General features: G+C 45.6%; 13 protein-coding genes. 9 read left to right on the forward strand and 4 right to left on the reverse strand.

The features are described 5' to 3' along the window. The 3 genes from BLD48_RS12140 to egtD all read left to right on the forward strand — a co-directional run. Positions 1-640 (forward strand): IS30 family transposase (locus BLD48_RS12140; protein ID WP_071500439.1); only part of this gene is annotated, 640 nt, incomplete at its 5' end. Positions 641-739: 99 nt separating this feature from the next. Continuing rightward, entirely contained in the window at positions 740-2,014 is a 1,275-nt protein-coding gene (egtB, locus tag BLD48_RS12145; protein ID WP_071500440.1) for an ergothioneine biosynthesis protein EgtB, read from the forward strand. Further along, positions 2,011-2,970 (forward strand): L-histidine N(alpha)-methyltransferase, encoded by a 960-nt coding sequence (gene egtD, locus BLD48_RS12150; protein ID WP_083412325.1) that lies wholly within the window; start codon positions 2,011-2,013, stop codon positions 2,968-2,970. The genes egtB and egtD overlap by 4 nt, the downstream gene beginning before the upstream one ends. Positions 2,971-3,014: 44 nt before the next feature. Here the strand turns inward: egtD and BLD48_RS12155 are convergent, their stop codons facing one another. Next, positions 3,015-3,353: a hypothetical protein gene (locus tag BLD48_RS12155; protein WP_071500441.1), complete on the reverse strand. Its 339-nt coding sequence runs from the start codon at positions 3,351-3,353 to the stop codon at positions 3,015-3,017. 101 nt (positions 3,354-3,454) lie between these two features. After that, a complete protein-coding gene (locus tag BLD48_RS12160) occupies positions 3,455-4,564 on the reverse strand; it encodes an NAD(P)/FAD-dependent oxidoreductase (protein WP_083412326.1) in 1,110 nt (369 codons plus the stop codon). 270 nt (positions 4,565-4,834) lie between these two features. Here BLD48_RS12160 and BLD48_RS12165 point away from each other — a divergent pair, with 270 nt between their 5' ends. The 3 genes from BLD48_RS12165 to BLD48_RS12175 all read left to right on the forward strand — a co-directional run bounded on the left by BLD48_RS12165 (position 4,835) and on the right by BLD48_RS12175 (position 7,381). Further along, positions 4,835-5,383: a hypothetical protein gene (locus tag BLD48_RS12165; protein WP_071500442.1), complete on the forward strand. Its 549-nt coding sequence runs from the start codon at positions 4,835-4,837 to the stop codon at positions 5,381-5,383. A gap of 105 nt (positions 5,384-5,488) precedes the next feature. Further along, positions 5,489-6,445, forward strand: a complete 957-nt coding sequence (corA, locus tag BLD48_RS12170; RefSeq protein ID WP_071500443.1) for a magnesium/cobalt transporter CorA — start codon at positions 5,489-5,491, stop codon at positions 6,443-6,445. 12 nt (positions 6,446-6,457) lie between these two features. Further along, positions 6,458-7,381 carry a LysR family transcriptional regulator gene (locus tag BLD48_RS12175; RefSeq protein WP_071500444.1) on the forward strand — a complete coding sequence of 308 codons (924 nt, stop codon included), beginning with the start codon at positions 6,458-6,460 and terminating at the stop codon, positions 7,379-7,381. A 76-nt stretch (positions 7,382-7,457) separates the two neighbouring features. On the opposite strand, the gene BLD48_RS12180 is transcribed toward BLD48_RS12175, so the two are convergent. Together BLD48_RS12180 and BLD48_RS12185 are read right to left on the reverse strand one after the other, a co-directional pair. Further along, on the reverse strand, positions 7,458-11,051 hold the full coding sequence (locus BLD48_RS12180; protein ID WP_071500445.1) for a dynamin family protein: 3,594 nt from the start codon (positions 11,049-11,051) through the stop codon (positions 7,458-7,460). A gap of 269 nt (positions 11,052-11,320) precedes the next feature. Beyond that, positions 11,321-12,772 (reverse strand): NAD(P)H-binding protein, encoded by a 1,452-nt coding sequence (locus BLD48_RS12185; RefSeq protein WP_071500446.1) that lies wholly within the window; start codon positions 12,770-12,772, stop codon positions 11,321-11,323. A 193-nt stretch (positions 12,773-12,965) separates the two neighbouring features. Here BLD48_RS12185 and BLD48_RS12190 point away from each other — a divergent pair, with 193 nt between their 5' ends. The 3 genes from BLD48_RS12190 (at position 12,966) to BLD48_RS12200 (ending at position 16,132) form a co-directional block, all read left to right on the forward strand. After that, positions 12,966-13,349: a hypothetical protein gene (locus BLD48_RS12190; RefSeq protein WP_014970504.1), complete on the forward strand. Its 384-nt coding sequence runs from the start codon at positions 12,966-12,968 to the stop codon at positions 13,347-13,349. A gap of 288 nt (positions 13,350-13,637) precedes the next feature. Beyond that, a complete protein-coding gene (locus tag BLD48_RS12195) occupies positions 13,638-14,996 on the forward strand; it encodes a phenylacetate--CoA ligase family protein (RefSeq protein WP_071500447.1) in 1,359 nt (452 codons plus the stop codon). 404 nt (positions 14,997-15,400) lie between these two features. Further along, entirely contained in the window at positions 15,401-16,132 is a 732-nt protein-coding gene (locus tag BLD48_RS12200; RefSeq protein WP_071500448.1) for a DUF5694 domain-containing protein, read from the forward strand. Positions 16,133-16,139 lie beyond the last annotated feature (7 nt).

A 16,139-nucleotide genomic window follows, 5' to 3' on the forward strand; every position in this document is an offset into this window, starting at 1 on the left:
TTGCCTTTTAAAGACAATCTTCTCCTGGATCTTAACGGGCCGCGCCGAGGCGGATGCTGTACGCCTGCGACAAAACGGAAATCGTCAGAAACCACGTGGGACGCGTGTACGCTTTAACGTCGGACTGCCAATCAGTAAACGTCCGTCTGACGTCAAAGGGCGCCAAACGTTCGGACATTGGGAGCTTGATACTGTTGTCTCGGGTAGAGGGAAATCCAAAGCCTGTGTCGCAACGTTCGTCGAGCGAAAGAGCCGTTTTTATCTCGCTGTACCGATGGAAGATCGGTCCGCTCAATCGATGGAGTCTGCGATTCAAGTATTGCATCTTTACTTCCCGTCGGGAACATTCCAAACTGCGACGACAGATCGTGGAAAAGAGTTTAGCTGTCATGAACGAATTCGTGACACGTTAGGCGTACCGATGTATTTTGCGGATCCGTATTCTTCTTGGCAGCGTGGGAGTAACGAGAACGCCAATGGTCTTCTCCGTGAATTTTTCCCGAAGGGGACAGATTTCGGAAAGGTCAGTCGTTCTGAACTCGCTCAAGCGATCGCCTGGATCAATGGGAGACCGCGAAAATGTCTCAACTGGAAAACTGCATACGAGGTCTTCACGGAAGAAGTGTTGCACTTAATTTGACAAACCGTCCTTTAAAAATGATAACGCTTACTTTGTCTGGAAAGGGGTAAAGTGAATGGTGTATATTTTCAGAAAAATCCAATTAAAGGAGTGCCTCGCATGAGACTGGAAACGACGACGTACTTAGTAGACAAGTTTTCCGCTGTCCGGAAGCAAACACTGTCTTTGATCGAACCGTTAGAGCAAGAGGACTTTGTGATTCAAGCCAGTTCAGATGTCAGCCCACCCAAATGGCATATCGCGCATACGACATGGTTTTTTGAACGCATGATCCTTCAAGAATACGATGCCGAGTATACAGTGTTTCATCCGGCTTACAATTACTTGTTTAATTCTTATTACAATTCGATTGGTCCGTATCAACCCCGTCATCAGCGTGGGGTCTTGTCACGACCGACCGTCAGAGAAGTGCTTACGTACCGGGAACATGTCGATCAAGCCGTACTGTCATTGTTACAACAAAAACGAGACGAGTCCGAACAGCAAGTCATTGAGCAGTTGATTGAAATGGGGCTTCAACATGAACAGCAGCATCAAGAATTGATTCTGATGGACGTCAAATATAATTTTTTTGTCAATCCGCTATTACCTGCGTACCAAAAAATAGAAAAATCTCAACGGGACGATCGTCCTGTTGTTCCACTGGAGTTCAAACGATTTGAAGGCGGGCTTGTTGAAATCGGTCATGATGGGCAAGGGTTTGCCTTTGATAATGAAAATCCGGTTCATAAAACCTGGCTCGAACCGTTTGAACTGGCAACTCGCCCCGTTACCAATCGTGAGTTTCTAGCATTCGTCGAAGCTTTAGGTTATGACCAGTCTGAACACTGGTTGTCTGACGGTTTTCATGTCGTCCAGCAACAAAATTGGAAAGCACCTTTATATTGGATGAAAGAGGAAAAAGGAACGTGGTCGATGTTCACACTGAATGGAGTGAAGCCGTTGGATTTGGATGAACCCGTTTGCCATGTCAGTTTTTACGAGGCAGATGCATATAGCCGTTGGTGTGGGAAACGATTACCGACAGAGGCCGAGTGGGAACATGTTGGGCGTCAAGTCGACCAACAAGGTAACTTGATGGGACGAGGTTCCTATCATCCTAGTCCCATCATCTCAGGTGCACAGGAAATGCAGGGGATGTTTGGGGATGTCTGGGAATGGACGGCGAGTGCGTATGCGCCGTATCCTGGAAATCGTCCACTGGAAGGGGCGTTAGGGGAATACAACGCAAAATTCATGTGTAACCAGATGGTACTTCGGGGCGGAGCATGTGTGACTCCCGATGATCATATCCGGGAGACGTATCGTAATTTCTTTCCGCCAGATAAACGTTGGCAGTTCAGTGGCATTCGATTAGCGGGTGATGTTCAGTGAGCCAGCAGGTCGAGAGTTATGATATGTATACGAACCAACACAACATGCGTAAAGAAGTTTTAGACGGGCTCTCGCAAGTCCATAAAACACTCCAAGCAAAATATTTTTATGATCAAGCGGGGTCAGAGTTGTTCGAGCAAATAACCCACCAACCGGAATACTATTTGACTCGGACGGAACTCGACATCCTGTATCAGCATCAAACCGCGATTGCCGATTGTATCGGACCAGTCCATACATTGATTGAGTATGGGAGCGGGAGTAGTCGAAAGATTAAAAGTCTGCTCAGCTCACTTCACCAACTGGAGGCGTATATGCCCATTGATATTTCGAAAGAATTTTTGATTCAATCGGCACACCAGCTCTCGCAGGACTATCCCGATCTACAAATCAAAGCGGTTTGTGGTGATTATTCCGAACCTTTACGCTTACCGATTGAAGACAAGTTAAAAAAAGTAATTTTTTTTCCCGGCTCGACCATCGGAAACTTTGACCCAGCAGAAGCAGCTGACTTCTTCAGACGTTCGTCTCAATTGTTAGAAAAAGGTGATGGATTTTTGATTGGAATCGATACAAAAAAAGAAGCCGCTGTTTTACATCAAGCCTACAATGACGAGGCCGGTATCACGGCCCGGTTCAACTTGAATATTTTGAGACACATCAATGCGTCGCTTGGCGGGACATTCGATTTGGCTTTGTTTGACCATGTTGCGTTTTATAATGAAGAATTCGGCCGCATCGAGATGCATCTCAAAAGTCGGATCGATCAACTCGTGACGGTCGCCAACCAGACGTTTACGTTTAAACAAGGGGAAACGATCCATACAGAAAGTTCCTATAAATACAGTATCGAAGAATTTCAGTTGTTGGCAAACCAAAATGGATTTACACCGGTCAAGTATTTTACGGATGCGAGGGAGCACTTCAGCGTACATTATCTAGAAAAATCACGATGACAGACAAACGACCATGCCCTGACGGATGGTCGTTTGTCTGTCGCTTAACTTAATCTGCTTCCGTCCGGGATCGGATGCTCCGGACAGGCTAAGACAGGCATGAGTCGATCAAGCGTACCTAATTCCAGAATGCGACCGAAAGAACCGGCGACGATGCCAGGAACATTGAGCGCAACAAGTGCTTGCTTGCCGATGAGCTCTTCGTACTCAAAACGAGTTTCTTTCCAATCTAAGAACAGGGATTGTTGAAAGGCTTCAAAATCAATCGATAAGAAAAGCAAAGCGGGTTCATCATCCGAAACACGAAGCGAACGGATCGTACCGACTCGAATGTCTAGTGCTTGAAACTGTTCTAATGTCAGCAAGGGTTTAATCGGGTACACATCATAATCTCCTTCTAATTCTAATTTGAACAGAACGCTTGTTCTTGTTTTAAAACGGGTATAACTAACTACTTAGGTCTAACAGATGGGCAGTTGATCATTCAATGAGGAAGATAATCGTCGAGATTGATGTCGAGTTCTTCACCTAATGCCAACTTCGCCAGTTCGCGCCCGAGATAGGGACCAATCGTTAATCCAGAAGCACCAAGTCCGTTTGCGACAAGGACATTCGGATGGGACGGTAGTCTTCCGATAATCGGTAAGGACGTACTTGTATAGGGACGGAGCCCGACGCGCATCTCGTTAATGTTCGATTCTTCCAAAGCTGGCGCAACCGGCAAGGCGCGTGTCAACAAGGCATACATTCCCTTTACGGTAGGTTGTAGATTGTAGTCAAGTTGTTTTTCGTGTGTTGAACCTAACGCTAATTTTCCATCTTCAATCGAGACAAGATATAAACCTCGTTGTCCCATGATAACAGGCCAATGTTGAGTGTCGTCGGCTGCAATATCCAGGTGGAGAATTTGTCCTTTTTCAGCACGTATGTCAAGACGTGTCTGTAATGGTTCCAGTAATTCATTGACCCAGACCCCTGCCGTTAAGATGATGTGTTCGGCATAATGAATTTGTTCGTCTATGAGGACACCTTTGACTTGACCGTCAATGACGACTAACGACGCATCGGCTTCCAGCACCGTTGCTTGCTGTTTGATGGCACCACGTTCTAAGGCGGCGCGTAGCGCGCGTCCATCGACGCGGGCTCCTCCAGAGACGAACAAGGCATCCTCGACATATTCGATCAACGGAAACATGTTGCGAACCCGATCAGCGGTCAAACGCTCAATCTGTTCAATCGCAGGTGCCTCCGGAAAACGATTTTCCGCAATGACTTGCATCTTGTCGATTTTTGACGTTTCGTGTAAAGCGATGGCTCCAACTTTTTTGTAGCCGGTTGTAGTCTCACCAAGGGCCTCAAGTTCTGGAATCAAGGTGTCATAATAATGGGCACCGTTATTTGCTAATCGATACCACGCCTTATTTCGACGCTGTGTCATCCAGGGACAGATGATTCCTGCTGCGACGTGTGTGGCACGACCGGCTTCTTTTCGATCAATCAGTAAGACGGATGCGCCTTGCTTCGCTAGATGATACGCGGTTGATGTCCCGAGAATACCTGCACCAACAACAATATGGCTATACATGTTCTTCATCTCATTTCTCTTAATAATCTAGTTTCAGTTTAAAGAAAAAAACACCCGACGACAAATCAAAGTATAGTTCCCCTCGAAAACATTTTAAATATGGGGAATGATGGGAAAACAAAACTTTTTGTCAGAATATTTCGTATACTGAATATAAACCTACATTTCACGCGAAATTTACGATTAGAACTTGCTTAATTAGGAAAGATACCCTTATAGGCATCATGTCCCTACATCATCGACTCGAGCATGTAGTCATCAATGAAGGAGGGGAAGGCAATGAACATTAGTCGCGCCATTGTACGCAAACGCTACACGGATCACACTTTGTTTTATTCCGCCATCCTAACTTGGAAGTTGCTCTTCTTCCTACCCTTACTCATGTATGTCAACAGTGGGTCGGACAGTGTGTTTCGTCTTTATTTCGTGCCTTATTTGACGGTCATCCTGTTATTTCGTGTCATGACATACTTTGCCACGTATAAAGCGTCTTTTATGGAGATGACCGAGATGGGTTTATCCGTTTTCCTGATCATCGCAGATTTCTATTTGATTGCGTTATTTGATATTCCATTACCGTTCGGACTAGTCATCATGTTGTTATCGATTTTACACTTTACAGCCGCGTTTAGTCGTTTTCGTTGGTTCCGTCGTCGCTTGTGGTTGAATCGCCATCTTGAAATCTTAAATTTTCTCACCGATCATGGTGAGACACCGATTAAGATTGCTGTTGTGTCGGAAGATGAGATGCTTGTGACGACAAAAAGTGGCAAAGAGTTTACGTATCGGCACGTCTACTGGAATGGTTTTTATTTCGAACGAGGATAAATGTGAAAGGCTGTAGCGTCTCACGCTATAGTCTTTTTTTTGATGGAAATTAAATTGATTGTTTGCGATACTAAATGAACATTAACGAAAAGAAGGTGAACGTCCATGATTCGCTGTCTTCTTGTGACGACCGATCATCAAATACTAGTCGATGATCATTTGGATCGTCTTCATTCACCAGACATCAAGTGGTATTTCGTCGACTTTAATCAACCGACGGAACAAGAAAAACAACAGTTGGTCTCCGCTTTTGATTTTCATCCACTTGCTCTAGAAGATTGTTTCCAATATTTACAACGCCCGAAATTAGAATATTATGAGGGATACAGTTTTTTCGTTTTACACGCATTAGATAACGAATCGTTAAAAGGAAAAGAGATTAATCTGTTTGCGAATGAAAACTACGTCGTTTCCTATCATGAGGAACCGTCCAGTGAGATTGATTTGGTGTTCAATGCCTTTCAACGGATTCATGGTGACCACGAACACTGGACGATCGAGATTGTCCATAAAATCATGGATAAAATCGTGGATGGCTATTTTCCGATTGTCCATACGCTTGAAGATAAAATCTTTTCACTCGAAGGACGCTACGAACAACGTGGCAATGATAAACGGATCATGGAAGACATCTTTGATATTCGATCCGATTTGTTAGAAGTCGCACGGACCATCCTGCCGATGCGCGACTTGCTCTATCGCGTCGTTGAATCAAGACGTCTTGCCATTCATGTCAATAAAAAAGCATTTTTCCAAGATATTTACGATCATCTGCTTAAGCTCAATGAGATGATTGAATACAATCGGGAGATGACCTCAGAGTTCCGTGATAATTTTATTTCGCTCAACTCGTACCGGATGAACAATATCATGAAGACGTTGACGATCTTTACGACGATTTTCATGCCATTGACGTTTATCGCGGGGGTTTATGGGATGAACTTTGAACATATGCCGGAACTGACGACGAGATACGGCTATTTTTTTACATTAGGAGGAATGGCAATCATTTCGATCGGAATGGTGATCTATTTCAGAAAAAATCATTGGTTTGATGAGTGAGGGAGGAAACAGGTGGATATTCGACAATTACGATTTTTCACGACGATCGTCGATCATGCGTATAACTTAACACGCGCTTCGAAGCACTTGCAGATTTCGCAACCGGCTCTCAGTCAACTGGTCCGGGAATTTGAAGAACTAGAGCAAGTCGAACTGTTTCAGCGACATCACGGGCGACTAACGGGTCTGACGGATGCCGGTCAACAGTTTTATGATGACGCATTACACGTTTTACAAGTGCATAGACAAATGATGGAGCATCTCCACGAGCGTTCCCGTATGCTTCGCGGGAAGGTCCGTCTGGGGATTCCACCGGTCATCTTACCGGTTCTGTTTTCCCAACTCATTCCGAAATTGATGGCGGAACATCCGGGCATCGAGTTGGACGTGATTGAAGAAGGGGCGTTTGAACTAAAACGTCGTTTATTACTCGGAGAACTGGACTTGGCGATTTTAATCGAGCCGGGCGAGTCCTATGGGATGGAGCGATTTCGTTTGATTGAAGATGAGGTCGTCGTTGCGGTCCGTCCGAGTCATCCCTTGAGTCAGCGCCAAAACGTATCCTATCAAGATTTGGCAGCTGAACCGTTAGTTATCCTCAACGATAGTTTTATGTTGCATCATCAAATTTTGTCACAGTTCCGAAACGTTCAGGTCGAACCACAGATCTTTTTTACATCAGGAGCGTGGGATTTATTGATCGGGATGGTGCAAGAACTTGATGTCGTCTCGATCCTTCCTGAACCAATCTTACGATTCCACCACGCGGAAGACATTCGGATTCTACCCTTTGATCCGCCGATGTTATGGGATGTCTCGTTAAATCATGTAGCGGGTGTCGAACAACGGCCGCTCGTTCGTCATGTGCACGCATACGTCTTACATTATTTCAAATCATATTGGCCGCATCCGACAGATCGAGATACAGATCGCTAAATAACCCGAACGCATGTCATCCTGCTTGAGAGGCTGACTGGTTCGGGTTATTTGTATGAGGATGATCTCGTTTTTGTTAAGAACGGGTTGCTTGCACAAGTTGATTGATGCGAGAGCGGGCCTGTTGGAATTGTTCGAGCGGACTCGTCGTCGTCAAGCTGTGCCGTTCCATGTCGACTTGTTTTTGCAACGTGTCACGTAAGGCCTCATACATCACATCAAGTAGATCGAGAACATGATGATGGGCGAGTTCACGTAGGCGTTGTTCCTCGGACTCCAAGTACGCTGTCGCATCCGGTTTCGTCAACTGAATCAAGGCCTCTTTGAGTTGTTCCTTTTCATTCCGTTCAAAAAAGACTTTGGTATTGCGGAAGTATTGTTTGACAGACTGATACGGCGTCGCGTCTTGGAATGGGCCTGTGAAAGGAATCGTCGGCATCGAAAGCGGTTCGAAAGGCGCTAATTGGAACGAAGGATTCAACTTCGTCGCATACGTTTCCTCTTCCTGGAACCGCTGCTCGATGGCGGATTTGATCCAACCGTCAATTCGGAAATGCGTCACCCGTAACTCTTGTTCAAAATCATATTTTAAGAAACCGAGTAATTCGAGTAAGGCTTCTTGTAGGGCATGCTGTTTCGTTGCATTCGCAAAGCGGATCGGGTGATAGGCTTCCTTGAAGAAATCAGGGAAACGGTAATAGATTCGCTGGTTGACATGATGTAACAGTTCATGGATTTCAGCAAACAAGGCATGACGAAGCAAATCTGCGCGGCGGTCTAAGAAATGGGTCTCGATCGTATTTGCCAGGACATCAAGTTCGTCAAGTCGTGTTTCTTTTCGGGCGATGTTGAACTCCGTTTGCTCAATCAATTGCTGCAACCGATGAACGGTTTTTTCGGTCTCGTCGGACAATGCTTGTACGGCAAGTCCTTTGAGATCCTGTTCTAAAAATTGATGGAATGCGGATTCAAATGAAGTGAGCCCTGATTGATGATCGTGCCCCATCTGTTTTTCTGCCAACGCCTGTAGACTCGAGACACCAAACAATCGGGGAGCTCGAATACCAAACCGTTGTAATTCGGTCCCGACATAATGTAAGACATCCTGTTTTTCGGACTCGTTTTGTGCCAAATCAATGGCATTGACGATAAAGAACATCTTATCGAGCTCGAACGCATCCTTGACGCGTCCGAGTTGGATGAGAAATTCCCGATCGGCTCTTGCAAAGGCGTGATTAAAATACGTCACGAATAAAATCGCATCTGCATCCTTGATGTATTCAAAGGCAACATCCGTATGACGAGCATTGATCGAGTCGGCACCCGGTGTGTCGACTAATGTAATCCCGAGGCGCGTCAACGGACTATCAAAATACAAATCGATGACATCGACAAAACAACTGAGATGTTCTTTTGCGACATAATCGGTGAATGCCTTCTGATCGACGGTTTGTGTCGTACCGATGAACGGATGGACTGACGGATAACCGGTTAAGAAGGCGCGTAAAATGGAAACGTCACGTAGACGCTGTGCCGGTTGCGCCTGAATCCAAGTGACGGCCTCGGATAAGGACGTGATCGATGTATCGAAGACGCGGAGCGCGTCGTTTAATTCCTCGACTAAGTTCTGTTCGGACTTAAACGTGATGATCGCCGTTCCGTGTGGATGATGCGAACTGACAGGATTGATCCGGTTGATCGATGCGGTCGTCGGGTTAGGGGAGACCGGTAACACCGCTTGTCCGAGCAAGGCATTACAAAAAGACGATTTCCCGGCACTGAATGCGCCGAATAATGCAATCGTAAAGGTACTCGAGGAGACACGTGTGAGTTTGTCTTTCAGATAGGTGACAGTCTCCTCAAAACCTGTCACACCCGATAGAATCGTTTGAATCTGTTCGATCTCTTCCAGTGAATAGGTCCGTTCTTGTTTCACTTTGTCCGACGCCGGTGCTTCAGCTGTGACGGCCACTTCCTGTTCCATATCGATCGGTGTGAACGGTACTAACGTTTGTTCTGCCTCGATTAATGCGTGTCGCCACGTCACCAGTTGGTGGTGGGCGGCATCTAATTGTGTACTTGTCGGAGTGTCCGCTTGTTCCAGATACGTCTTGAGCATTTGACGGCTTTCGCGTGCAACAGTCAGCAGTTCACATTTCTGACGCAACGTGTCTTGTTTGTTCCGTAAATCCTGTAAGACGGTTCCGTCCATTTGTTCGAGTTCCATTCGAATGGCATCGCGCCACTGGTTGGTTTCTTTGACATACCACGCACTCGTATTGCTGACGACACGATTCGTAAACTGTAAAACGGACTCACCCGTAATGGTGATGCCTTCTTGCAGGGCGTCTTCGATGACCCGTAATGGTGGGTCGAGCAGATAATGATCGATTGACATGGCGTGCTGATCAGATAGACAGCCGGCTTCAGACAAGGATTGTTTCATCAGTTTCCGGAGGTGTAAGGAGATTTCCGATGTCGCGACGGACTGATAGGCCCGTAATAGTTCGTCAGCGAGCTGCTGTTGAGTCGCCTGCGTTTTCTTTGTACTTCTGAAAAATCCGACCTTGAACGACGTTTGCCGTGATTCTAAAAAACGTGTCATCTTCTCACGAAGCTCAAAAGGCATCAATGTGGCATTGCGCAACAGGCTTTCGCGATGTTGCGAAAAGCGGCTGACCCATTGTTCCGGAGACATCAGACGGATTTGCTGTTCGACTTGTAGCAGGTCAGAATATAAGGCCTCCTGATTTCGTTGATCTGCCGGTGTCAGGTGTTCCTGTACGGCTTGTTCCGCTTCTTCAATGCGCGTCTCGAGATAAGCGACATGTTCAACATGTAACGCTTCTAACGTCGTAGCGGCGGATTGTAACAGTTTTGGTTGAACGTCCCGGATACTCTGTTCGACCAATTGTTTGACGGTCGCAAATTCGTTCTCCGGATGTGCTATGTCTCGCAGACTAGTGAAGAAAATCCCTTTTGGTTCGACACCATGTGCCGCAAACGATTGAAAAACGGAACGTTTGAAGTCTTCGAAGGACAGTTCAGTTGATTGATGTTTATCAATTTGATTGACAATCAGATACAATTCGGGAACCGAAGCAAGTAACTCACGTGTGACCGTAAAGTTCAGCTCGGACTGGACATGATTATAATCCATGACATAAAAAATCAGATCTGCTAAGTGCAAGGCGGATTCTGTCGAGATGCGGTGAGCATCATCCACAGAGTCGACGCCGGGTGTGTCCATTAAAAGGAGCCCGTTTGGCAAGGTAGAGCCTGCATGCGTGATGTCAATCCGCTCGACGGTTCCATCACGACCTAATGTCTCGAGGTGTGGTAAATCAGCAGATGCCAGTTTAACAGAAGGGCGGTCATGAAAATGAACGATTGCCGCGTCTTGCTTACCCTGTTGTAGCGTCACGATGTTCGCACTTGTCGGAATCGGACTGGTCGGTAAAATCGATTCCCCCGTCAAGGCGTTGATCATACTCGATTTTCCAGCCGAAAAATGACCGGCAAAGGCAATCGTAAATTCACGTTTTAGCAATTTTGTTGAAAATTTATCTAATTTATCGAGTCGGAGTTGATCCGATGTAGGCTGAATAAGTGTTGTGAGAAGCGCGGTCGCTTCGATATGATTGGTTAACCGTTCTTCAAATGAGCGCATGCCAATGAAACCCCTTTCTAACAATCCTGTTTCAGTGTAGCACGCTTATTTTAGTCCCGTCATCTGTTCATCGGCAAGTTCTCATCTTGGATTAGCATAGACGCATCCAGACTGACGAAATTTCAAAAATGGTTTATGATGAAAAAAGGAAAACGATATGAAAAAGCCGTTGATGGAAGCGGTCTGTATTACATACGATTCAAAAAACGGCTTGACTTCTCAGAGACGAGAAATCAAACCGTTGCAGTCAAATGGAGATTTGTGGCCGGTCAGCCAGTTGTTTCCGGAACAATCATCTCGGACTCATCCGGACGCTTTTCCGTTGTTTGCATAAGGCGGAGCAAATGCAATTTAAACAGATACATGACAAGTAAATGGATATTGGCTTGGGTCGATTTATAAATCATCCACGGCAACGCAGGAACATATTCATGGATGGCAATCAGACATTCTTGTGAACCCGGTATTTGTCGAAACTCGATCCGTCCTTTACTGTCCTCTTGCACTTGCGCAAATAGTCCGCCGGTGATCCGGTACGTGGCTTGTTGCGCATCTTGGAACGGTTCTTTTGTTAATTCCAGTAACGGTGAATCAATAAAAGGAACATGAATCTGAACGAGCGTCTCATCGGCTACATGTGAAGTCAGGAAAGGTTTGGCGAATGCAGACAACCAGGCGACGTAATCATCGGCTGCCCAGTTTGCATCTCTACCTTCTGGAAGACGAACGCGTTGAACGGATCTTACATCGAGTGACGTCGGCTTCTTCGAAGCATGACCCGACCCTTTTTTCTGCTGTTTTTCTTCCTGTTCTTCTTTGATCGCCATTCGAACCGATTCCTCAAAGGTGATTTTTCCGTCACTGATACCATCAACCATCTTATCCGGATCAGCGACCATCTCATGAATCATACTCTCGACGAGCGGATATACGGTTTCCTTCGGTTCACCTGACACTAACGTGACCCAGAGACGGGACAGATTAACCGTCATCAACGGCAAATCAAATGTGGGTTGTTTTTTACCCATGACTTCCGCAGTTTTTAAAATCATTTCTTTATATGTCATCGATTCCGGTCCACCGACATCGATGGCCCGATTTTTCAGATCTTCCCGTCCGACGCTTGCTCCTAGAGCATGAATGACATCAGGTAAGGCGATTGGATGAGTCTGATTCCGAGTCCATTCCGGAAGCAGCATCACAGGAAGGCGTTTGACGAGTTTCGATAAAATCGGGAAAGAAGACCCTTTTGGACCGACAATCAAGGCAGCCCGGATCGTCGTCACGGGCGTCCCGTAAGCACCAAGGACCCGTTCTACTTCTAAACGGCTTTTCAAGTGACGGGATAAATCTTCTGTTTCATCGGGAATGATGCCGCTTAAGTAAACGATTTGTTGAATATCATTTTCTTTTGCCGCTCGGGCATAGTTATCGGCTAAAATTAAATCCATGTCTTCAAATGAGCCTTGTGTCAATTTAGCGGACGGCATCATCGAATGGACCAAATAAATCGCGATATCGGCGCCCTTTAAGCCGTCAATCGTATCGTTGAGCGAAAATAAGTCACACGAACGCCACTCGACATGTGTCTCATCTTCCTTGTCATCACCGTTTCGCGATAAAGCAATCACATCATATTTTTTCTTTAACTCGTTTAAGAGATTGTGTCCGATATATCCCGTTGCACCAGCGAGCGCAAGTCGTTTACGTGTTTGAGTCATCTGTTTTCCCCCTTGATTAGCACTACTTGATGAATTTACCCGAATCATTCCGTTCATAATCCCTTCCAATGTGTTTTAAAGAAATAACAGGCTTCATGAGTGCAAAACAGGGAAAAGGAAAAAGGGAGCGAATCAAGAAGGCAGCAGCAGGGAAATCTGCACATTTACTTTTAGTTTAGGGAGAGGGACGAAGATGAATGGAGTCTGTTTCTTAGATGAACAACATCATAAACGGTATCAAATGTTTTTAAGACGGTTGAGTACACGCAATCGGGTGAAACATCCGTTTCAAGCCATCTTGTTTTTAGCGACCGGCAATCTACAACTGTTGCAATTATTCAGTGACTATTTTTTTCCGGAGTCAGGTGAGTTTTTTTACCAAGAATTGTTGGCTGAACCGATTGATAATCAAGTAATTGAAGTGGAACGTCAACTACTCGTCCAGCTGTATAATGGACGGACGACTTTGACGATCATCGAAGTCATCGACCAATTGGATGCAAGAGAATTGAAATTGGCACTCGGAGCAATTCAGATCCGATCATTTGGGGCAGATGAAGTAACTATTCATCACTGAAAAATCAAGTGACCCATGCCAAAAGAGAGTGAATCCCCGATTCACTCTCTTTTTTGTGGGAAATCATCTGTTCGACGTATCGATCGACAAAGTTAAAAATAAAAAAAGAATCATAAAAAGATGTTTGTGACATAAGTTTATTATCATAAAACGGTATCCGAATAAAAGCTAAGCTTGTTTATTAAGATTTGATTGAATGGGACGGGCGCTGGAAATAAGATGTAAGTAACAGGAAATGTGTGACTAACGGGACCCGGATCGCCACTGAAACGTGAGAGGAGTGGACGTATGCAACTCAAGCAATCGATTTATTTTCATTCGCCGATTTTCATTCAAAACATCCTAACAACGATTTACGGTCGGGTATTGTTTCAAGAACGGTACGGACCGGTTTATCAAAAACGATTTCAAGAATTAAAAGAAAAAGAGCGGTTCCGTGTCCATGCTCAAAATGAACAATTGACGCGATTGAATCAATTTTTAGCATTTTGTCAGGCCTACAGTCCTTATTATCAAGAACTTTTTAAAAACCATCAGATTTCCTTACCTTTACAGCAACTCGAGGAATTAAAAATGATTCCGATTTTGAGTAAGGAACTTTTGCGGACACGCAATGCAGACATCCATGCCAAAATTCGGGCTCCGATTCTCGGGAAAACAGGCGGGACGACGGGGAAGTCGATTCAAGTCCACTACACAAAAGAAGACATGCAGATCCGGATGGCCCATCTCGACTATTTCAAATGGACGCATGGGGTTGAACGCGGTATGCGTCGTGCGAGTTTTACGGGACAGATGCTCGCGGCGGCGACTCAAAAATCACCGGTATATTGGCGGATGAACAAAACAATCAATCAGATGTTGTTTACGATAAAAAATATCAACCCGCAGACGGCCGCTCTGTACATCGAACAATTAAACCGGTTTAATCCGGAGTCGATTGATGGTCTACCCTCCGGCATGATTGAAGTCGCTCGTCATGCCAAAAAATACGGAATTCTCTGTACTTGCAGACCAAAAGCCATTTTTCCGACGGCTGAGATGATGACATCGGAAGAACGGCGCTTGATCGAAGAAGTGTTTCACGCACCGATTTTTGATCAGTATGCCTCTTCTGAAGGGGCTCCCATCGTCGCCGAATGCCGCTATGGGAAAAAGCATTTGCATTATGAAATGGGGATCATCGAGGTGGAAGAAGATGGTCAGATTCTCGTGACCAGTTTTGATACGCACGGGACCCCCCTTGTCCGGTATCGGGTCGGAGACCGAATGACGTTAAGTGAAGAGACGTGTCAATGTGGACATGCCGGGCCGATTATTGCGTCCATTGATGGACGGGGACGTAGCTTTATCCAGCTCAAAGATGGACATCGTATTTTTGAAGGCGAGCTCGCTGGTATCGTCCGTGCTTTTCCGAATTGTATTGAGCGTGTCCAGTATATTCAAGCGGATGAAGAAGAAATCGTCATGCTGTACGTACCGGACGAACGATTTTTTAGAGAAGAACATGAAAAAGAACTTTATTTTGTCTTGGAACGTTTGTTTGGCGGGCAAATGGAAGTTTTGTTACGAGCCGTTCCGGAAATTCCGAAAGAGATCAGCGGCAAGACATTGTTGATCAAACAATTGTTGCCGGAGACACCGTAATGAAAATAAACATGGGAAAAAGGTGGATTATCCCTTATTTCAAAGGGATTTTCTGTTTTTTTAGTAAGCTGTAAAAAAGAGCTGACACTCCCACCACTAAAGTAGTGGTAGTGTCAGGTTTTTGTACATTCCGGATTGGACACGGTTTTCGTCGGAACACGAGCAGCAACTTTATCGTTTTTTGAAAACCTTATTGGGTACGGAGATGCAGGTGTCGCTTCGGGCAGTTCAAGAAATTCCGCGTGAAGTCAGCGGCAAAACGTTACTCGTCAAACAAATGATGGCCTAAAAGGCGGATCTTTTCGAAGATCTGTCTTTTTTTGTCGGTTCCTTGATTCAGCTCAATGGAAATAGATGACAATCTCTTGTAAAATGGGAATCATTAGTGGAATAGGAGAGGAGACATGAAACTAGGCCCTAGCATTTTGATTCTCGGGACGATGCACTTAGATCGTCCGGACAACGGTGATCTGTTGCATCCGGCGCAGATTGCAGTGTCGGATGCAGACCGTCAACAGCAAATCCAGACACTGATCGACGTGCTGTTGACGTTTCGACCGACGAAAGTAGCGCTCGAGACGACGTCTGACCGACAAGCACAACTCGATCAAGACTATGCCGCCTATCAAGAAGGTGCTTTTGAACTGACGGCCGATGAGCGGCATCAAATCGGGTTCCAGTTGGCCTGTCAAGCGAAGTTGCCACAGGTAGACGGCGTCGATTGGAATCAATCGATTGAGGGAGTGCCAAACCTTAGTCAACTGGAACTGGAAGAACCGGTTGGATTTCATCAGATCATCTCGCGGGAAACCGTTCGGATGAAACAACTGGATCAAGACATCATGGGGCTCGATTTTTTGACCTTCTTTCAGAAAATCAATCAACCAGACACGACACGGGGTATGCATCAGACCTATTTGGAACTCGCGCGTCTCGGGGAGACGGGCATGCAGTGGGTTGCCCGGTATTGGTATGTCCGGAATCTGACGATCTTTAAGAACATCCTCGCACTCGTCGAATCATCGGACGAACGGATTATCGTGATTTACGGATTGGCCCATGTGCATCTACTGCAACAATTATTAACAGACAGCGGTCTGGTCGAAGTGACGACACTCGACGACCTGACACGATAAGGAGAGA

It is taken from the genome of Exiguobacterium sp. KRL4 (genome assembly GCF_001870785.1).
GTDB lineage: Bacteria > Bacillota > Bacilli > Exiguobacteriales > Exiguobacteriaceae > Exiguobacterium_A.